Source organism: Halomonas sp. AOP30-A1-24 (assembly GCF_052378165.1).
Taxonomy (GTDB): domain Bacteria; phylum Pseudomonadota; class Gammaproteobacteria; order Pseudomonadales; family Halomonadaceae; genus Vreelandella; species Vreelandella citrativorans.
Genome location: NZ_JBQSXL010000023.1, coordinates 48,370 through 67,893, shown reverse-complemented (window position 1 = coordinate 67,893; position 19,524 = coordinate 48,370). Strand labels below are relative to the sequence as shown.

The 19,524-nt window shown below is 52.5% G+C and carries 17 protein-coding genes; 9 read left to right on the top strand and 8 right to left on the bottom strand.

Going from position 1 to position 19,524, the window contains the following annotated elements:
• A partial coding sequence (locus ACT3TJ_RS13485) for a ligand-gated channel protein (RefSeq protein ID WP_444622283.1) occupies positions 1–1,888 on the bottom strand: 1,888 nt, incomplete at its 3' end.
• A 183-nt stretch (positions 1,889–2,071) separates the two neighbouring features.
• Between ACT3TJ_RS13485 and ACT3TJ_RS13480 the strand changes: the two genes are divergently transcribed.
• From ACT3TJ_RS13480 to ACT3TJ_RS13460, 5 genes are all read left to right on the top strand, one after another.
• A complete protein-coding gene (locus tag ACT3TJ_RS13480) occupies positions 2,072–2,986 on the top strand; it encodes a LysR family transcriptional regulator (RefSeq protein WP_442353256.1) in 915 nt (304 codons plus the stop codon).
• 78 nt (positions 2,987–3,064) lie between these two features.
• Positions 3,065–3,958 carry an AEC family transporter gene (locus ACT3TJ_RS13475; RefSeq protein ID WP_193054478.1) on the top strand — a complete coding sequence of 298 codons (894 nt, stop codon included), beginning with the start codon at positions 3,065–3,067 and terminating at the stop codon, positions 3,956–3,958.
• A 99-nt stretch (positions 3,959–4,057) separates the two neighbouring features.
• Positions 4,058–5,236, top strand: a complete 1,179-nt coding sequence (locus ACT3TJ_RS13470; protein WP_442353257.1) for a PQQ-dependent sugar dehydrogenase — start codon at positions 4,058–4,060, stop codon at positions 5,234–5,236.
• 108 nt (positions 5,237–5,344) lie between these two features.
• Positions 5,345–6,790, top strand: coding sequence for a sensor histidine kinase (locus ACT3TJ_RS13465; RefSeq protein WP_172117534.1), 1,446 nt, complete (start codon positions 5,345–5,347; stop codon positions 6,788–6,790).
• 11 nt (positions 6,791–6,801) lie between these two features.
• Complete coding sequence (locus ACT3TJ_RS13460) at positions 6,802–8,202, top strand: sigma-54-dependent transcriptional regulator (RefSeq protein ID WP_172117533.1); 1,401 nt, start codon at positions 6,802–6,804, stop codon at positions 8,200–8,202.
• Positions 8,203–8,293: 91 nt separating this feature from the next.
• Here the strand turns inward: ACT3TJ_RS13460 and ACT3TJ_RS13455 are convergent, their stop codons facing one another.
• Together ACT3TJ_RS13455 and ACT3TJ_RS13450 are read right to left on the bottom strand one after the other, a co-directional pair.
• Entirely contained in the window at positions 8,294–8,494 is a 201-nt protein-coding gene (locus ACT3TJ_RS13455) for a hypothetical protein (RefSeq protein ID WP_442353258.1), read from the bottom strand.
• Positions 8,495–8,760: 266 nt separating this feature from the next.
• The gene (locus ACT3TJ_RS13450; RefSeq protein ID WP_442353259.1) at positions 8,761–9,168 is read right to left on the bottom strand and encodes a hypothetical protein; all 408 of its coding nucleotides are present in this window, start codon (positions 9,166–9,168) and stop codon (positions 8,761–8,763) included.
• 384 nt (positions 9,169–9,552) lie between these two features.
• Between ACT3TJ_RS13450 and ACT3TJ_RS13445 the strand changes: the two genes are divergently transcribed.
• From ACT3TJ_RS13445 to ACT3TJ_RS13430, 4 genes are all read left to right on the top strand, one after another.
• A complete protein-coding gene (locus ACT3TJ_RS13445; protein WP_172117530.1) occupies positions 9,553–10,755 on the top strand; it encodes a quaternary amine ABC transporter ATP-binding protein in 1,203 nt (400 codons plus the stop codon).
• Positions 10,755–11,585 (top strand): ABC transporter permease, encoded by an 831-nt coding sequence (locus tag ACT3TJ_RS13440; protein ID WP_172117529.1) that lies wholly within the window; start codon positions 10,755–10,757, stop codon positions 11,583–11,585. Before ACT3TJ_RS13445 ends, ACT3TJ_RS13440 begins: the two co-directional genes overlap by 1 nt.
• Before the next feature lie 152 nt (positions 11,586–11,737).
• Positions 11,738–12,610, top strand: coding sequence for a glycine betaine ABC transporter substrate-binding protein (locus tag ACT3TJ_RS13435; RefSeq protein WP_172117528.1), 873 nt, complete (start codon positions 11,738–11,740; stop codon positions 12,608–12,610).
• 160 nt (positions 12,611–12,770) lie between these two features.
• Entirely contained in the window at positions 12,771–14,414 is a 1,644-nt protein-coding gene (locus ACT3TJ_RS13430) for a BCCT family transporter (protein ID WP_172117527.1), read from the top strand.
• Between the two features lie 64 nt (positions 14,415–14,478).
• Here ACT3TJ_RS13430 and ACT3TJ_RS13425 read toward each other — a convergent pair whose 3' ends face one another.
• The 5 genes from ACT3TJ_RS13425 to fghA form a co-directional block, all read right to left on the bottom strand.
• Positions 14,479–15,204, bottom strand: coding sequence for a 3'-5' exonuclease (locus ACT3TJ_RS13425; RefSeq protein WP_442353457.1), 726 nt, complete (start codon positions 15,202–15,204; stop codon positions 14,479–14,481).
• Between the two features lies 1 nt (position 15,205).
• Positions 15,206–17,116: a DUF294 nucleotidyltransferase-like domain-containing protein gene (locus ACT3TJ_RS13420; RefSeq protein WP_444622282.1), complete on the bottom strand. Its 1,911-nt coding sequence runs from the start codon at positions 17,114–17,116 to the stop codon at positions 15,206–15,208.
• Between the two features lie 129 nt (positions 17,117–17,245).
• Positions 17,246–17,638, bottom strand: a complete 393-nt coding sequence (locus ACT3TJ_RS13415) for a DUF4168 domain-containing protein (protein ID WP_172117524.1) — start codon at positions 17,636–17,638, stop codon at positions 17,246–17,248.
• A 260-nt stretch (positions 17,639–17,898) separates the two neighbouring features.
• Positions 17,899–18,615, bottom strand: coding sequence for a monofunctional biosynthetic peptidoglycan transglycosylase (gene mtgA, locus ACT3TJ_RS13410; protein WP_172117523.1), 717 nt, complete (start codon positions 18,613–18,615; stop codon positions 17,899–17,901).
• An 8-nt stretch (positions 18,616–18,623) separates the two neighbouring features.
• Positions 18,624–19,478 (bottom strand): S-formylglutathione hydrolase, encoded by an 855-nt coding sequence (fghA, locus tag ACT3TJ_RS13405; protein ID WP_442353459.1) that lies wholly within the window; start codon positions 19,476–19,478, stop codon positions 18,624–18,626.
• Positions 19,479–19,524: the final 46 nt, after the last annotated feature.

Sequence of the window (19,524 nt, the reverse complement as noted above, 5' to 3'; positions counted from 1 at the left end):
TCGTTTCATCCAGCAGGTTATAGATACCGGCATTAAGCTGCGTATTGGCATTCAGTTGATAGCCAAGACCTGTATCTACAAAGGTGTAAGAAGGCGCGATAGTGGAGCTTGAGGAAGGCCCGGTGACCGGCTGGCTCTCCTTACCCCGGTAGGTTGCTCTGGTCCACTGGCTTAACCGAGCAGACACCTGCCAATCAAGCGATGCTGAAATTTGATGGCGGGGCAGTTGCGTCAGCGGACTACCGGCGTACTCACCACTCTTCTGTTCGGAGTCGGTGAACGTGTAGCTTCCGGTTAAATCAAGCGATTCATTAAGCGGTGCGGCCAAGCTAACTTCTACACCTCGCGTTACTGCTTCATCGACGTTAACACGGTACGTCGGGTCACTGCCAAAGTCGTTGGCGCCTGCATCACAAATTGAAACAGGGCATGCAATGCGGGTGATCTTGTCGTCAAAGTCGTTATGGAAAACCGTCAAGCTTCCGTTAAATCCATTTTCATTTCCATAATAAAGCGCCAGCTCTTTGTTGAGCGAGGTTTCTGGTTTTAAATTCGGATTGCCATATACGTTGCCCCCGCGGCTAATCTGCCCCCAGCCGGGCGCCGTCTCACGAATATTGGGCGAGCGATACCCGGTAGACACGCCCCCTTTCAGGGTCCAATCAGGCGTCATGTTCCAGACGCTGTAAAGTCGTGGGCTTATATGACTGCTGTATTTATCTGACTCATCAAGGCGTATACCGCCTGTTAGCGACCAGCTATCGGTCAACATCCACTCGTCTTCAACAAACACAGCCCACTGGCGTTGATCAAGCGTAGTAAGGTCGGAAATCTGGTTGGTAGTGCCATCCTCCAGCTTCTCCTCCTCGTAACTGGCCCCCACCGTCACCATGTGCGTACCAAGCGGCATGACGGCACTGGTCTTGGCTGTCGTGTTGGTAATTTCGATATCTCGCGAGTCATTGCGGCTATTTTCGCGCTGAACGAAGGTTTCGCTGGTACCCCAATCAAAACGACCGCTATGAGTCACCGCCATATGCCGATTGGTAAATTTGTTGAGGCTGTCAGAGCAGCCGCCACGGCAACCTTCAGAAGGCGCTGAGCGCCCCATCAAAGATTGGCGATCCTGCCTGGTAATGCCTGCCTCGGCGGTAACGTCATGGTTATCGCTGGCGGCCAGGTTAAAACGTGCCGTCAGGCCTTGCAGACTCTTATCTTCATAGCCATTGATGATGTTGTCTTCATCACGCTGCGAGGCTTGACCATAGAGTTGAAGCCCTAAAGTATCGCCCACCAGCGGCCCACTTAGGTAGAAGTTACCTTGACGGCTATCGCCTGAAGAACTGCTTTCCTGCAGCACGGTATCGACCTGAAGGTTGCCATGCCATTGCTGGGCCACCTTGCGAGTGATCACGTTGATTACCCCACCAATAGCGTCTGATCCATATAGAGTCGACATGGGCCCGCGCACGATTTCAATACGTTCAATAGCTTGTAGGGGCGGTAGCCAATCCTGTTCGAAACCAGCGCTACCGTTCGGACGCGATTCACGCGAGCTCTGCGGGCGTCCGTCTACCAAAACCAGCGTGTACTGGGCAGGCATACCGCGAATGGAAATGTCGTGCCCGTTATCCCCCCCTCCGCCTCCGGTTACCGTTACCCCCGGTACATCGCGCAGCGCGTCCGTAATATTTTGGTAATGGCCTCGCTCCAACTGCTCGCGAGATAATACGCTAATAGAAGCGGGGGCGTCCTTTATCTGCTGTTCGAAGCCCGAAGCGGTCACCACCATATTGTTTAATGTCTCAGACTGCTGGGCCAGCGCGGTGCTTGTTGCCAACGAGGCAACCGTAGTTGCGAGTAGCGTTAGACGAAATGAGTTAGGCATGTTATTTCCATTGTCTAAAATAATTAAGCTGAATGGTAACTATTAGCATTATCATGTTACCTACAAAGTTCCACCATGGGACGGCACGGGGTGTTCGGTAATACGCAACCTAAATGCCAATTATTTTCATTCCACCCCAAAAGTGGCACAATAGACGCTTCTTAATTGACCTGTGGCGCGACCATGTATGACTTTGACGAACTGGCTGCTTTCGCGGATGTAATGGCGACCGGTAGCGTGACACGCAGTGCGCAAAAGCTGGGGTTAGCAAAATCAACACTGAGTCGTCGTATCAGCCAGTTGGAAGCACGGCTTAATCAGCCTCTACTACGCCGCCAAGCCAATCGTTTAATTCCTACCGAGGCTGGCCTGCTCTTTCATACGTACTGTACTGAATTGCTCTCGATGGCAAGCCACAGCCAGGAAGCCTTGGCCGAGCTGCGCGAAGAAATTAGTGGCAAAGTCACGCTGGAAATCCATGGGGCCTTGGCGCGAAGCTGGATGGCCCCTGTGGTCAATGCCTTTTTAAACAGTTACCCAAAAGTAGAGCTAGAGCTTCGAACCCGCGAAACACCGCCCACCAAAATGCATAGCAATAGCGTGCATGTATGGCTGGGCTTTACCAATGAATGCGGGCTTAACCAGGAGTGTCTGGGCCATTTAACCCGCGGGTTATATGCCAGCCCACGCTATCTGGCCGAAAACGGGTCACCAACCCATCCTGATGAGTTACCCCAGTACGCCTGGATCGACTTGCTCAACACGGCATCCAATGGGCTAACGCTCCATCACGCCAGGTACGGTGATTATCTTTTCGACCCGCCACGCTCGCGCCTTCGCGTCGATTTGACCGCGCTGCATATCGACGCCATTGCGGGCCATCAGGGAATAGGTCTACTGCCCCACTGGTTAGTTAAACGGCGTGAAGAACATCACCCCAGCGAGCTAGTCCCTTGCCTGGTGGGCTGGGAGCCTACGCCGCTGCCCATTAATTTACTTTACGCTTACGGCCACCAACCTCGGCGAACCAACGCGTTGCTTGATTTTTTACGCCAGCACGTTCCCGTGCAGTGGCAACGCACAGCCGTAAACGCTTAACGAATTTTGCGTATTCACCTTGCCTATTAGCAGGCTCATTAACGACAATAGGCAACCCACGATTGCCAAGGACCGTTAATGCTTGCCGAACTGTTTGCTGTTATGGCCCCCGTACTTGCCGGTGCGGGGTTAGGTTTTTTGTGGATTCGGCTAGGACACCCTTATCCTGTCGATTTTGTTACTCGACTGGTTTTCAACATCGGCACGCCCTCGCTGGTGTTGGCCTCGCTTGCGGGTGCCGACATAGATGCCGACACCTTTGGTCGCACCATGCTGGCGACTGCGCTGGTGATCATCACCATGGGGCTAGCGACCTTTGCTGTTGCCAAGCTGCTGGGCCGTGACTGGCGCGTTCTGCTGTCTCCCATGATGTACCCCAATACCGGCAACATGGGGCTACCGGTGGTTCTTTATGCATTTGGTAGCGCTGGTTTTGCTTATGGCATCACGGTGATGGTAACGGTCTCGCTGTTCCAGTTCACTCTAGGCTCTGTTCTCAACAGCCAAGGCAACCCGCTAAAAACGCTCGTTAAGACCCCGACGGTATATGCCATTTTAATTTCCATGGTGCTGCTGCTAACCGATACCTCACTACCGCCTTGGCTTGGCAACACCGTGGGCCTTATGTCGGGCTTTACCGTACCGTTGATGCTGATCACCTTGGGTGTTTCCTTGGCGAGCATTCAGGTAAAAAGCCTGCGTTCCGGGTTAGGGTTTAGCCTGGTGCGCATACCGTTGGCGGCGGTGGCGGCCTGGTTCATCGCAGGCTGGGTAGGGCTTCCGCCGCTGGCGCAAGGCATTCTCGTTTTACAAATGTGCATGCCCGTGGCGGTGTTTAACTATTTATTTGCCCAGCGTGCCCGGCGTGAGCCAGCCTATGTGGCCAGCCTGGTATTTTGCTCGACCCTGTTAGCACTGATCTACCTACCGATACTGTTAGCACTCCTAATGCCTTCTCTTGGAGGGGAATGAGCCCAATAGGAAAAGTCCCTGCTAGACTGATGATGGCCTTATCACAAGGTTCGCCCCGCTGAGGTTCCCCTTGGGCTCATCACTACAGGAGAATGCGCTATGCACGTGGAACAAAACGCCAAGCCGGTTACGTCATGGCTATCAACCGTTTTGGGCGGACTGCTGCTAACGAGTGCAGCGGGTACGGCGCATGCTGAGGTTGTCCATGAATCTATCGAAACCGAGTATCTAGCCGTCGCCATTGAGCGGGTAGCCTCGGGGTTTGAACACCCTTGGGCGGTGGCATTTCTTCCAGATGGCCGCCTCCTGGTGAGCGAGCGCAACGGGCAGCTAAATCTGGTGGATTCGCGCAGCGGTGAATACCAGGCGCTGGAGGGCATGCCAACGGTCAATCATCATGGCCAGGGTGGCCTGCTTGACGTGGTACTGCACCCGGATTTTGCAGACGGCAGCGGAGAACACGACTGGATTTACGTTACCTGGAGTAAACCTGACGCTAACAACAGTCGTACAGCGCTTTCGCGTGTTTACTGGCAAGATGACCAATTAGGCGATGTAGAGCATCTGTTTGAGCAGGATCGCGCCTCGGCTCCCGGTCGCCATTACGGCTCACGCTTGGCCTGGCTAGACGATGGTACGCTGCTTATGAGCGTTGGCGACCGGGGTTCGGAGCCTTCCAGAGCGCAGGCGCGCGATGACCACGCAGGCTCTACGCTGCGCTTGACCGAAACAGGCGGCGTGCCGGAAAACAACCCGTTTGTGAATGATGCCAACACCCGAGATGAGATCTACTCGCTGGGTAACCGTAATATTCAAGGTATGACCGTATTGAAAAACGGTGAGCCGTGGGTATCGGAACATGGCCCGCTCACGGGAGATGAGCTGAATCACATCAAGGCAGGTGCTAACTACGGCTGGCCTGAGGTTACGCTCGGCAACGATTACGCTACCCAGCAACCCATAGGCGAGCAGTCGCTACCTGGCATGGAAGACCCGAATTATGACTTTGAAGGACGTTTTGCACCATCCGGCTTAGCCGAAGTCAGAGGAAGCACGTTCAACGCCTGGGAGGGCAACCTGCTCGCAGGTGGTTTAACCAGTGAACAGCTGCTACGCCTCACGCTTAATGGCGATGAAGTTACTGAAAGTGAGCGTATTCTTGATGGTCATATTGGCCGTATTCGTGATGTGCGCCAAGGCCCAGACGGTGCCATTTACTTGCTAACCGATGAGCGCCAAGGCAGCCTTTATCGGCTACTGCCTGCAGAATCCCCTTAATCCGGCGATTCTTTGATGGCCCCATGTTCATAACTCTATTCATCAACCGCCGTTTCTACTGATAATGCTTTTCACTGATGAAACGCTTAATGCCACCATGGAAGCAGCATGCGACTTCGTAATTTAATTATCATCACCGTCATCGTACCGCTGTTTGTTGTATTGGTGGTGTTCAGCTTAGTGGCCATAAAATCGCTGGAAGACAATGTTCGCTCCAAACTGCAAACGGAAGTCGAGATCATTACTCGGGCGCTTAGCACCTCACTGAGTGGTGCGGTTTCCCGAGACAGCCCAACACCGCTAGAAGAAGCACTGCAATCGGCGTTTTCGTTCCATCGAATTTATGGCGCTTACGTCTTTGACCTTCAGGGGCGCGAAGTTTACGGGCTGGGCTTAGGCAAAGACCTTTTCTCTCCCGAAGAGATCCGCCAGGTGATTGAGCAGGATGACCTTTACAGCAATTACCGCCAGTATGATGGCTGGACCTATTACTCGGCCATCATCCCACTACGCACCCAGGATGGCACCGTTCATGGTGCACTTCAGGTTAACCGCTTAAATACCGGCATCGAAAATTACACCGGGTTTATAAGCATTGTGGCGGTTCTGGTGTTTGTCATTGGCGCAGCTGGCATCGTCTTTAGCATTTGGTGGGGGTTTAGGCGCTATATCGAACGTCCGCTTAATCGTTTATTGCACGTTATGCTGCTGGTGGAAGATGGTGATCGTAGCCAGCGTGCGACGATAGACGGCCCGGCTGAGTATAGTCGGCTTGCCTCAGGCTTAAATGGCATGCTCGATGCCATGGCTGAAAAAGATCACGATATTGAAGAGCGTCAACAGCGTGAAATTGAGCTTGAAAAGCGCCTGCGTAAATCCAAAAAACTGGCAGAGCTGGGTGTTCTTGCAGCCGGCGTCGCCCACGAAATTGGCGCCCCCCTTACGGTTATTAACGGCCAGGCCCAGCGGCTAGCTCGCCGAAACGTCATTGGCGATGAGGAACGGGCCAAACTTGTCCGCATTCGCGGCGAAGTTGAGCGAATTGTCGAAATAGTTCGTCAATTAATGGAATTAGGCCGACAGCATAATGTCGAAAAAGGCGAGCTGGCGCTAGATCGGTTAATTCAAAATGCCAGCGATTTAGTAGAAGAGGAGCTTGAACCGCGAAATATCCGGTTGGATATCCATCTCCCCTCGCCCACGCCTCATTTACTGGCGAACGAACAGCAAATCGTTCAGGTGCTTACCAATCTACTGCGTAATGCAGCGCAAGCACCTAACGTAAGCCATATTCGCGTACGCGTACGTACGCATGATCATGAATTAACTCTCTATGTAGAAGACGATGGCCCGGGCATCCCTGCTAGCAACCATCAGCACGTTTTTGACCCATTTTTCACTACCAAACCGGTGGGTCAAGGCAGTGGCTTGGGGCTCTCCATGGTGCACCGTATTATTAATGACCACGGCGGTACGATTGGTGTGTTTGACAGCGCTCTTGGTGGCGCTGGATTTGAAATCACACTTCCACTTAGTGAAACCGCATCCGCTTGAGGACAACATTTGTGACCCATCAGGAACATCCTTTACCTTTGCTGGTAGTGGAAGATGACCCCGCTATCCGAGAGCTTTTAGAAGAAGAGTTGAACGATGCGGGCTATCAAACGCTTGGCGTGCCCAGCGCTGAAGAGGCCATTGCCCTACTAAGCCATACCCCTGTGGCCATGATGATTACCGATGTACGCCTGCCGGGGATGACGGGCATTCAGCTGCTGCAGCAAATTCGTCAAAGTGGCAGCGAATTGGGGATCATCGTTATTACCGCTTTTGGCACTATCGATCAGGCCGTTGAAGCGCTCAAGCTTGGCGCCAACGACTTCCTGACCAAGCCACTTGACCTTGATGCTATCCGTGAGGCGGTCTTTCGGGTGCTGGAGCGCCAGCGTCTATCGCTTTCACACGATACAGAGCTCAGCCACTTTCATGGCATTGTGGGCAAAAGTAATGTTATGCAGTCGCTGTTTCATGACGCATCGCGATTGGCTAAAAGTAATGCCCCCATTCTTATTTTGGGAGAAAGCGGTACCGGCAAGGAGCTTTTGGCGCGCGCCATTCATCAGGAAAGCCCTCGCCATGAGGCCCCTTTTATCCCCGTCAACTGCGCCAGCATACCTGCTGAGCTGATGGAAAGTGAGTTTTTCGGCCATGTGAAAGGCGCCTTTACCGGGGCCAATGAAGCGCGCAAAGGGCTTTTTCATACCGCTCAAGGTGGCAGCCTGTTTTTGGATGAGATAGGCGAAATGCCGATCAACCTCCAGGCCAAACTGCTGCGGGCGCTTCAGGAAAAAACCGTGCGTCCGGTCGGCGGCGAGCGCGAAGAAGCTGTGGATGTGCGCATCATCGCGGCGACCCACCGCAACCTGGATAAAGAGATTGAGCAGGAGAGCTTTCGTAGCGACTTGTTTTATCGTCTGGAAACCTTTTCACTGCGCATTCCTCCCCTGCGTGAACGGGGCAGTGACATTGAACATCTGATTTTTGCGTTGATTGATAAACATGCGGAAGCGCAAAACAAGCAGATTGAGCAAATTGAGCCCGAGGCACTCAACAGCCTGCTGAATTACACCTACCCCGGTAACGTCCGCGAATTGGAAAACGCCATTATGCGAGCGGTAACGCTCAGTGAAGAGGGTCTTTTGCAGCACCAGGATTTACCCGAACGCTTGCGCGAGAATTCTCATCCGGAAGCTGGTGCCGAGATCACGCCGACGTTAAGCGGAGAAGTACTGCCAGGGGCACAGTTACCGACGCCCTCGCCCACTCGATGGCCTAGCCTGGAGGAAGTGGAAAAGCGCTATATTCGAAAAGTGCTCGAAGCGACAGGAGGCAACAAACGCCGAACAGCGGAGCTTTTGGGTATCGCTCGACGCACACTCTATCGCCGACTTGAAGATAGCGAAGAGTAGGTCAATAGGACTGGTTCAACAGGCCTAGTCCAACGGGACTCTGTATGAAAAGGCCAAACCCCATCGCTGGTCTGGCCTTTACGTGAAAAACTTAAGTACCGTCTTCTGTTGGCGGTACGCCGGTAGCATCATCATTGGCCATCGGCCCCTGATTCAGCGGTTCTTCAGGCTCCGGCTGAGCATTCTCATTGGGAGGACTGTCTTCTCCACACCCCACCAAAAGAACCGTGCTTGATGCGCAGATAAAGGCCAACAACAGCGCCTTGATGCGTGTTTTATCGAGTATCACCATGCCGCTCTCCTTTGCTTGTCACAGTGGCGCGAGTACCAACCTTGTCTTTATCAACATAGCCCTTATCAACATAGCCAGGCGCTTCTACGATGCAAGCGTCTGGCTGCGATAGCGCGGGTACACGGGTAGCACCCCTTAGTAGCATCATACTTCAGAGCAAAAAAAACCCTCGCAGGTGCGAGGGTAAAGATGATAAACCGTGTGGAGCAGCCGCAGGGAACGAACAGCTGAAGCGGCTTATCATCGTAGGGAACAGTACGTAGGTATTAGCCGTTAGTTAACTCATCATCATTTTCTTCATCGGCGGCTCCTGGCATGGGATCTGTACCTTCACCAAAACCAGGCTCTTCTTCAACATCCTGGGTACGCGCCTCATCTTCAGGCTGTATTGACTCTTGCGGGACAATTGCTTCATCGTTATCTGCTGAACCCGTGCCTGCTGGATCTGCGGGATCTGCGACTTGATCCATTGAGGAGGGCTCTTGGGTCATGGTGGCATCCTGCTCAACGTCAGGTGCTGCACTTTGCTCCATGGTTTCAGGCTGTTGGGCAGGCGGCAATTCTTCTTCATTGTCACCACAGCCAGCAAGCAAGAGGACACTGGCAGCAGTTGCGATCATGCACAAAGAAAGTAGACGTGGGCGCTTCGCTTTTACATCCGCGTGCTTATTCATAAAATTCATCTCCTTGAAACCTGCAAAAAACATCCTGAATCACTACCCTAAACCAAGCACACATCAAGCCAACACAATGGATTATTAAAAATAATAATTAAAATCAACATCTTAAAAGAAACAATCGCTATTAACAATCAACCACGCGTGGGCGCAAAATGACACATGTGGCATTTCTTGACCGCGCTTAAAGAGGCGTTGTGACACAACCCACTCATTTATGTATAATATTTTTTAATAAATATACAACCATATACTGTTTTTTCATTATGAATGCTTTGTGTGGCTGCTTTATATAGAAGGTAGCGCTGCTTTTATGTAAATGGCGGCAAATCAGAAAGAGCAACCATACAAAGCGCCTCATACACATAAAAGGCATCGCCTATGGATGAGCAACGTCCTGTTAAAATTAGAGTCCGAGGCTTAAGTAAGGTCTTTGGTAAACAACCTCGAAAAGCATTAGAGCTACGCGACCAGGGTCTTAAACGTCCAGAAATCCTTGAGCAAACAGGCCAGACACTCGGCCTTTCCAACATATCCTTCGATGTTTATGAAGGTGAACTCCTCGTCATCATGGGCCTTTCGGGCTCAGGCAAATCGACATTGATCCGCTGTCTTAATCGCCTGATTGACACAACGGAAGGTGAGATCATCATTGATGATGAAAACATCCCCACCCTGAGTGAAAAAGCGTTACTGGAGTGCCGACGCCGCCATTTCTCGATGGTCTTCCAAAATTTTGCGCTGTTTCCGCATCGCACGGTGCAAAAAAACGCAGAGTTTGGCTTGGAAATACGCGGCATTGATAAAGCCGAGCGTCATAAAATCGCCCATACCGCCCTTAAACAGGTGGGTCTGGAAGGCTGGGAGAACGCGTATCCCCACCAGCTTTCAGGGGGAATGCAGCAGCGCGTTGGCTTGGCCCGCGCACTGGCTAACGATGCCAGCGTACTGTTAATGGATGAAGCATTTTCAGCGCTTGACCCCTTGATTCGTAAGGACATGCAACTAGAACTTTTGCAGCTCCAAGCCAAAATGCAAAAGACCACGGTCTTCATTACCCACGATTTGGATGAAGCGCTGAATATCGGTGATCGAATCGTGCTGCTTAAAGATGGCGAAGTCGTCCAAATTGGCACTCCTGAAGAAATTCTGACCCAACCTGCGGATGATTATGTGCGTCGGTTTATCGAAGGGGTCGACCGCTCGCGTGTACTAACGGCCGAGAGCGCTATGCGCCCACTGCGTAGCACCGCGCGTGACAGTGATGGCCCCCGCACGGCACTTCACCGCATGCGGGACCACGCGATTGACTCTATCTACGTAACTGACCGTGACCGCCGCCTGCTCGGGCTACTGGAAGCCGAGTCCGCGAGTACGGCGATCAAGGAAGGCGCCGAAAAAATCGCCGACTACCTGACTCAGGACTTCCGCAAAGTGTCCCCCGACGAGCCGTTGCAGAACCTGTTCGCCATGTTTAGTGAAAAGAGCTTTCCTATTGCCGTGGTAGATGAACAGCAACGCCTACTGGGCGTTGTGGTGAAAGGCGCGGTACTGGATGAATTGGCACGAGCAGGAGAACCGTAATGGACATTCCCCGTATCCCGCTAGGCAGTTGGATCGAAGGTGGCCTCACTTGGCTAACCAGCGAATACTCTGTGGTTACTCGCGGCATTTCACGCTTTACCCAAACCGGGATTAACAGCCTGAATGATGGGCTGATGTGGCTACCGGAGTGGGCACTGCTGGCCATTATTGCCCTGCTTTGCTGGAGGCTTGCGGGCCCGCGCTTGGCACTGGGGGCGGTCCTTGGCTTGGCATTAATCTGGAACATGGGCCTTTGGGGACCCATGATCGAGACGTTAACGCTGGTGGTGATCGCAACCGTCGTTGCCGTTGTCATTGCACTGCCTATCGGCATTACCGCGGCCTTATCGGAACGCCTTTATCGCTTGTTCATGCCACTGCTGGATTTTATGCAGACCATGCCTGCATTCGTCTATCTGATACCGGCCATTCCCTTTTTCGGCATTGGTTCTGTGTCCGCCATTTTTGCCACGGTTATCTTTTCCATGCCGCCCGCCATTCGCTTTACGACGCTCGGCATTCGTCAGGTACCTACAGAGTTAATAGAAGCTGCGGATGCTTACGGCGCTACTCGAAGCCAAAAACTATTTAAAGTGCAGCTACCGCTCTCGTTACCTACAGTGATGGCGGGCATTAACCAAACGATCATGCTAGCGCTTTCCATGGTGGTTATTGCCGCGATGATAGGTGCCGATGGGCTAGGCAGCGAAGTATGGCGTGCAATACAGCGCCTGCGCCCAGGCGACGGCTTTGAAGCCGGTATTGCCGTTGTTATTCTGGCCATGCTGCTTGACCGTTTAACGCAGTCGTTACGCAAGACCTCAAGGTAAGCTGACTGAAATACCCAACGACAACGAGAAAATGAGAAGTAGCTTGATGGGGTGTTAGCCCCTTTGACTTGATGAGCTTTATTTTCACGACCATGCTGAATTGCCTAACATGATGTTATGTTAAGGCAAACAATACAAAAGGGAGCAAGTGAATGAAAACACGTATGCTAAATCGTCGTATCCGTCTGGCCTCTGCCGCATTGATTGCAGGTACTGGGTTAGTCGTAGGCAGTGCCGCTCAGGCGCAGGATCAAGGCACCATCAATCTTGCGTATGTTGAATGGTCGTCAGAAGTAGCCTCCACTAACGTCGTTGCTGCGGTGTTGGAGCAGGCTGGCTACGAAGTAGACATGACTTCGCTTTCCGCAGCGGCCATGTTCCAGGCGCTTTCAACCGGTGACGCCGATGCGATTGTTGCCGCATGGCTGCCGACAACGCACGCTGAGTATATGGAGCGCATTGGTGACCACGTCGAAGACCTGGGCCCCAACCTGGACGGCACCAAACTGGGGCTCGTCGTACCGTCTTACACAGACGTTGACTCGATTGCCGACCTTAATAGCAACGCAGACCTCTTTAACAGTGAGATCATCGGTATAGACCCTGGTGCAGGCCTGATGGGCTTGACGGAGCAAGTTGTCGATACCTATGACCTTGATCTTCGCCTGCGCAGTGGCAGCGACGCCACGATGGTGGCAGCGCTTAGTAACGCCATTAATAATGAAGAAGATATCGTGATCACCAGCTGGACGCCCCACTGGATGTTTGCACGCTGGGACCTTAAATACCTGGAAGATCCAGAAAACGTGTTTGGAGGCGCTGAGCAAATTCATACCGTTGTACGTAACGGTTTTGCCGATGAAATGCCAGAAGCCTACGCGATTCTCAATGCATTCGAATGGACCCCAGAGCAAATGGGTGAAGTAATGCTGATGAATCAGGAAGACGGAAGCGACCCCTACGAGAACGCCAAGAAATGGGTCGAAGAAAACCAGGATGTGGTTGAGCAATGGCTAAATAGCTAATCGCTATCCGCCACTGTGCCGACGTCAGTTGATACTGGGGTCGGCACCTTTGTTTGCACTTACAAAACAGTTCCAATAAAACAGCAATACAATGCTTGTTAATATATAGTTAAGCAAAACGACACTACGCGTGTTTTCTAATTAGAACGGAGAGGTACTCGTGGATAAACAAGAGCCCAATAGCTCCCCTGAGGAGCCAAAATCCCCTGAAGGCATACCCGCTCCCGATGGGGCGGCAAATCTGATCGATACCGACTACGTTGTTGGTCAGGACAACATTACGACCAATAAAATGGGCTTTGACCTTGACCTGCACGGCAAGGTGTTTAGCATTTCAGCGATTATTGTACTGCTATTCGTGGTCTTGACGCTGGCGCTGCAAGACACCATTGCGCCGGTATACGATTCCATTTTCAACTTCCTAACCGGCAACCTGTCCTGGTTTTTTATCACGGCTGCCAACATATTCGTTATTTTATGTATTGGTTTGATTTTCTCCCCGTTGGGTAAAATCCGCCTTGGTGGCGTCGACGCCAAACCGGATTACACCTATATGGGCTGGTTCTCTATGCTGTTTGCCGCTGGCATGGGCATTGGCTTGATGTTCTTTGGCGTAAATGAGCCACTTACCCACTTCGGCACCGCCTTTGATGGCAGTAATTGGGCACCGCTTGGCGGCGCCGAAGGCAACGCTGCAGCAGCCACATCGCTTGCCATGGCAGCCACCATTTACCACTGGGGCCTGCACCCTTGGGCGATTTACGCCATCGTGGCACTTTCGCTGGCCCTGTTCTCGTTCAATAAAGGCTTGCCGCTTTCAATGCGCTCGGTGTTTTACCCCATTTTGGGTGAGCGCGTTTGGGGCTGGCCAGGCCATGTGATCGATATTCTGGCGGTGTTTGCATCGCTGTTTGGTTTGGCTACGTCACTAGGCCTAGGTGCCAGCCAGGCGGCAGCGGGGCTTTCGTATTTGTTTGGCGCGCCTGAAAGCGATGTCACGATGATTCTATTGATCGTCGGCATTACCCTGGTGGCGATTGCATCCATTGTTGCTGGTGTTGATAAGGGCGTGCAACTGCTCTCCAAGATCAACATCGCCATGGCGGCGTTGCTACTGTTCTTTGTGATTGCGGTAGGCCCGACTCTGTTCATCGCGACGGGCTTCTTTGAAAACCTGTGGAGCTATGCGACTCACTTCACCGCGCTTTCAAACCCGTTCGGCCGTGAAGATGCTAACTTCAGCCAAGGCTGGACAGCCTTCTACTGGGCATGGTGGATCTCCTGGTCTCCTTACGTCGGCATGTTTATCGCCCGCGTATCACGTGGCCGTACGGTTCGAGAGTTTTTGATTTCCGTACTTATTATCCCCTCAGTAGTATCGGTACTTTGGATGACGACCTTTGGCGGCACCGCCATTGATCAATATGTAAGCCAGGGTATTAGCACCGTGCGCGATGCGGGCGTCGACCTTCAGCTATTCCTGATGCTGGAGCAATTGCCACTGGCACAAATCACCTCTTTCGTGGCGATTTTGCTGGTCATCATCTTCTTTGTCACCTCCTCCGACTCAGGCTCGCTTGTGATTGACTCCATCACTGCGGGCGGCAAAGTGGATGCCCCCACACCGCAACGCGTGTTCTGGGCGATCATTGAAGGCGCCATTGCCATTGCGCTACTGCTGGGCGGCGGCCTTACGGCGCTACAAACCATGGCCGTTTCCACCGGTTTCCCGTTCACCATTATTCTATTGGTGGCGTGCTACGCAATCGTCAAAGGCTTGATGAGCGAACCCAAAGCAGTGTAATTAATCGGTACGCATGACCAAAACGGGCAGCCCAAGGGCTGCCCGTTTTTTTATGGGTGCCGTGCTAGCACCAGATATTTTTTAAAGGCGTATCTGGCTGATAATGGGTGGCGATTTGCGCCTGGAGAAGTTCTGCCGTGGCCAATGCATCGACCAGCGCATGATGCCCCTGATAGACAGGCAAACCATAGCGGGCACGGCTAGCGTTTAAACGTATTGAAACCGGGGGGCGTCCCAACCAGCGGCGAAAACGTGCCCATAACGTTTGTCGATGTATCCTCGCCTCAAGCGACATCGTATCGATCATTGGGAACATCACCCCCTCGCCCCGCCGTGCTTTAATCGCCGTATCCAGGAAGGGCCGCTCAATATTGCGAAAGTGCACCACGACCAAATGGCCCGCGAGCGCGTCCAACAACTCATCCAGCACCACGTCCAAATCCGGGGCATCTGCCACCTCGGAATGGGTAATATGGTGGAAAGCTATCGAGGATTCAGACAGCGTTCTAGTGGGCTTGACGACCCAATAACGGCGCTCCGCGAGCTTGATACGGTCCAGTGTAAACGGCACGACGCCCATACTAACAATGGCATGGCGCCGCTCATCCAAACCGGTGGTTTCCAAATCCAGCGCAACCATCGGCACGTCAGCAATGGGGGTATCACCAGAAGGCAGTGATGTGGCAAAAAACCGCTGGATAGCAGGGTCTTTCGCCTGGCGCTCACGCTGCGCCATATAGTCAATCCAGTCGGGCTGGGTGATGCGGTGACGCGGGCGAATGCCTAGCATGTTAGTGCCTCTGCCGTTGAGCGGGCACCGGGTAACGGAACTTTAAAAATTTCTGAGCATTGCTAAGCACATGAAAAGCATCCTTCAGCGTATGCCGCTCGCTGTCCTCTACATTTTCAGGCTCAATATTGTTATCTGGCTCTCGGTCTTCCTGAATATCGATCATCTGGTGGCGCAACCGCGTCATACATAAAAACTCAAACGCATAGCTCAGCTTATCGCTAACGCCTGGAGCTAATAGCTGGGTATCGCTTATATCTTTTAGTCGCTGAAACGTATTTTGCGCTTTGGAACCACATGCCAGCGCATGGATACGGATTAGATCAACCATCGGCGCTGTGCCACGGCGTTTCAGGTTAATTGAATTGTTATGCTTGCCATCTTTTTCCATGACAAAGGTGCGGAAGAAGCCAAGCGGCGGCGTACGGTTCAACGCGTTACGCGCCATTGCCGCTAAAAACAACGGCGATTCAGCAGCTCTACGCGCAATTAGGTCCTGCAGCGTTTCAACAAAATGTTCTTCGCCATAGATGCTATCAAGGTCAAAGAAGATCGAACTCTGCAGCAGCTTTTTAGGCGTCGGATTGGAAATCCAGTCTTCAAAATAGTCTTTCCAAACGCTCAGCGGCTGACGCCACTCTTGATTGGTGGCCATGATATCGCCTTTGCAGTAGGTATAACCGCAGGCATCCAGCCCATCGCTAACAAACTTGGCCAGCGCATAAAAATAAGCGTCATGCTCTTCAGGGATAAAGTCATCAGACAAAATGAGCGCGTTATCCTGATCAGTCACAATGCTTTGTTCATTGCGTGCCATTGAGCCATTAACCATAAAACAGTAAGGCACCGGCGGTGGCCCAAGCTCAGCTTCGGCCAATTCCAGCAGGCGCCGGAAGAAGCTACGCCCCACCGTTGAAAGCGCGCTGCCCACCATTTGCGAGTTAGCGCCCTCCTGAACCATGCGTACAAACGCCGCACTAACATCAGGCGCCAGCTTGGCAAGCCCTTGTGCGCTGGACTGATTGAAAACATTGCTGACCAGGTAGAGTCCGCTATGCGTTTCATAGCGAATAATATCGGAAAGGTGCACCACGCCAACAGGCCGCTGCCGATACAGCACCGGCAAGTGATGGACATTGTTGCGCAGCATGGTCAGCATGGCCTCATATATCGACGCATCCGACTGTATGGTAATCAAATGAGAGGACGCGACATCGCCAATCGCGGTTTGTGGTGAAAGCCCCTCTGCCACGACCCGGGTTCTAAAGTCACTATCGGTAAAAATACCCACCATTTTCCATTTGGCGCCCTCGCTGTCTTGAAAACTGTAGCGCGGGCTGCCGGTGCATTGGGTGAGCACAATGGCAGCTGATGCCTGGGCATCGTTAATTTGCTGGGCAACCTGCTGAAGGCTGGTGGTGGATGCCACCATGACGGGATAGCGGGTCACCAGTTTGCGAATACGCGTGACCATCATATCGTTCGACTTTTTTTGTTGCTCGGCAACCGTTTCAAGCCGTGGCCGCTCAAGCTCTACAAAGTCAGCGAAGTTATCGTCCTCTTCGCATAAGCGCTGAAAGACATCGTTGGGAATAAAATAGATCAGCGTGTCTTCAATCGCCTGGGCCGGAAAGCGCACTTTGTGATTCCGCAATAAGCTAAAGTGGCCAAAAATATCCCCCTCGCCTAATCGGTTATAAAGCTCACCCTGGCGGCGATACACCTCAACGGCGCCACTTCTTATAAAGCACAGCTCACTAACGATATCATTTAGCTCCAGGATCTCGCTGCCCGTTTTGAAATAGCTGACCTCAACGCGCTCGGCAATCGCATCAAGCAGCTCATCCGAGAGACCATCAAAAGGAGGAAACTGGCCCATAAATTGGCGTATTTCAAGTAGCTCTACGTCCATGTGATCTCCCAAGACGTGTCTAATAGATAAGCCGAGTTTGGCTCGGTTCATCACTACCGTAAACCCTGGACGCAAAAAAAGCCCGACACCAGGGTGTCGGGCTTTGATGGTGTATTAACTAGCGATGGCTTAGGACTGGTTTGCCATCTCTTGAACACGCTGCATCATTTCCGGATCTTGCTGGATAGACTGACCGATAGCATTGAAGGTATCGACATCCAAGCCGCTGTCTTCAACCACTTCGATCATCCGATCATTTGCTTCGGCGCGAACTTCCTGTTGGGCTGACTCATCTCCTGCCTCCTGCAGACGCTGTGTATACTCTTGCGAGATCACGGCGATTTCTTGAGAAGCATCGGCGAACTGCTGTAACTGCTGGTCAGAAAAATCCTGGGCGGGTGCTGCTTGCTGAGTAGCCATGGGATCCTGAGCCGGGTCCTGCGCTTGCTGGGCGTTGGCAGTAGATGCCATTAAGCCAGTGGCGAGCAGGGCAGCAGAGAATAGAGCAGTTATACGTTGCATAGTAAGAAACCTCATTGACGCGATATGAATGTGGTAAGTGTGACGCAAGGATTCAGCACAGGTTCAATTTTTTAAGTAAGAGAACGTAACAAAATGAAGTTACGATAATAACAACACACATAAAAATATATCAAAACAGTTTATATTCAATCACTTATACAAAAAAATACCGCTATCATTTTGAATAATATTCGCGCACTTTTTTATAAATAGAAGCGCATCAAGGGAAGAAGCTGGCTTTAGCTCTTTAATCCAGCCTTCTATAGCCGTTCCAGGTACCCTACTCCGCCCAGGTTATGCATCTGCTGGCGTACCCATTGGCTACGCCTTTCCACTTGGGCGTCAGGTCGAGAGGCGCTGCGGGTACGCGGGCTGGGGAGGATGGCCGCGAGCAGGCTTGCCTGGCGCTCCGTCATCGCTCCACCGGAGGCGCCAAAATAGTGTTGCGCTGCGGCTTCCAGGCCAAACACGCCGCTATCCCATTCAGCGATATTCAGATACACCTCAAGAATACGCTGTTTGCTCCAGAAAATTTCAATCAACAGCGTGAACCAGGCCTCTAACGCTTTGCGCGTCCAACTGCGCCCACTCCACAAAAAAACATTTTTGGCTGTTTGCTGACTCAGCGTGCTGGCGCCGCGCAAGCGGCCGCCATCACGACTGGCTTCCCAGGCGCGTCGCAACTCAACAAAGTCAAAGCCTCGATGCAGAGGGAAGCGCTGATCTTCAGCAGCAATCACCGCCAACTTGGCATTGCTGGATAAATTGTCCCAGCTTCGCCACTGATGCTGAATGCGAATAGGTTCGCTGTTTACCCAGCTCTGTATTTTGCGCTCCACCATGATCATGGAGCCTGGCAAGGGCACAAAACGAAACAGAATGACCAGCGCCACAGAAAGGAGCACAAAAACCAGCACGCCGCGCCACACAAGACGCCATAGCTGACGAAGAAAGCGGCTCAGCGTACGTTTAAGCATCGTTATCCTTAAGATTTCATAAGATGTTCCGCATGATAACGTAGATGCTCCTCAATGAACGAGGCAATAAAGAAGTAACTATGGTCGTAACCTGGCTGACGACGCAGTGTCAGCGGATGATCATGCGCGTCACATACAGCTTCAAGCCGCTCGGGCTTGAGCTGCTCTTCTAAAAACTGGTCCGCCTCGCCCTGGTCAATAAACAGCCGTTGACGCGAAGCGCCATTAGCGACCAATTCACAAGCATCGTACTGACGCCAAGTGGACGGATCCTCACCCAAATAGCTGGTAAACGCCTTTTGACCCCAAGGGCAGTTCATCGGGTTCACAATCGGCGAGAATGCTGACACCGAGCTAAAACGCCCTGGGTGACGCAACGCTAAAATTAATGCCCCGTGGCCGCCCATCGAGTGGCCGCTAATCGACTCACGCCCGTTTACCGGGAAGTGCTGGCGTACAACGGAAGGCAACTCTTCCACGATATAGTCGTACATTCGATAGTGTGGCTTCCACGGCGCTTGGGTAGCGTTGACATAAAAACCTGCCCCCGAGCCAAGGTCATAACTATCGTGCTCACCCGGTAAGTCTGTGCCACGCGGGCTGGTATCCGGACAAACGATGGCAATCCCAAGCTCTGCCGCTATCCGCTGGGCGCCCGCTTTCTGCATGAAGTTTTCATCGTTGCAGGTAAGCCCGGACAACCACCATAAAAGCGGTACACGCTCGCTTTCGGCTTGAGGCGGTAAGTACACCGCAAATTCCATATCGCAATCCAGCGCCCGAGAGTAATGGCGGTAGCGTTTGTGCCAGCCACCAAAACTGCGATTGGCAGACACCAGTTCCAGGGTTTCACTCATGCTCATGGGGCAGGCTCCTTGCGAAAAGAGAAGCGCGGCAGTGCTGCCTGCC

Coding starts and splice junctions, on each gene's coding strand:
- ACT3TJ_RS13465 (WP_172117534.1), top strand. CDS start 5,345: ATGCGACTTCGTAATTTAATTATCATCACCGTCATCGTACCGCTGTTT.
- ACT3TJ_RS13450 (WP_442353259.1), bottom strand. CDS start 9,168: ATGAATAAGCACGCGGATGTAAAAGCGAAGCGCCCACGTCTACTTTCT.
- ACT3TJ_RS13480 (WP_442353256.1), top strand. CDS start 2,072: ATGTATGACTTTGACGAACTGGCTGCTTTCGCGGATGTAATGGCGACC.
- ACT3TJ_RS13470 (WP_442353257.1), top strand. CDS start 4,058: ATGCACGTGGAACAAAACGCCAAGCCGGTTACGTCATGGCTATCAACC.
- ACT3TJ_RS13455 (WP_442353258.1), bottom strand. CDS start 8,494: ATGGTGATACTCGATAAAACACGCATCAAGGCGCTGTTGTTGGCCTTT.
- ACT3TJ_RS13440 (WP_172117529.1), top strand. CDS start 10,755: ATGGACATTCCCCGTATCCCGCTAGGCAGTTGGATCGAAGGTGGCCTC.
- ACT3TJ_RS13445 (WP_172117530.1), top strand. CDS start 9,553: ATGGATGAGCAACGTCCTGTTAAAATTAGAGTCCGAGGCTTAAGTAAG.
- mtgA (WP_172117523.1), bottom strand. CDS start 18,615: ATGCTTAAACGTACGCTGAGCCGCTTTCTTCGTCAGCTATGGCGTCTT.
- ACT3TJ_RS13475 (WP_193054478.1), top strand. CDS start 3,065: ATGCTTGCCGAACTGTTTGCTGTTATGGCCCCCGTACTTGCCGGTGCG.
- fghA (WP_442353459.1), bottom strand. CDS start 19,478: ATGAGCATGAGTGAAACCCTGGAACTGGTGTCTGCCAATCGCAGTTTT.
- ACT3TJ_RS13415 (WP_172117524.1), bottom strand. CDS start 17,638: ATGCAACGTATAACTGCTCTATTCTCTGCTGCCCTGCTCGCCACTGGC.
- ACT3TJ_RS13425 (WP_442353457.1), bottom strand. CDS start 15,204: ATGCTAGGCATTCGCCCGCGTCACCGCATCACCCAGCCCGACTGGATT.
- ACT3TJ_RS13420 (WP_444622282.1), bottom strand. CDS start 17,116: ATGGACGTAGAGCTACTTGAAATACGCCAATTTATGGGCCAGTTTCCT.
- ACT3TJ_RS13435 (WP_172117528.1), top strand. CDS start 11,738: ATGAAAACACGTATGCTAAATCGTCGTATCCGTCTGGCCTCTGCCGCA.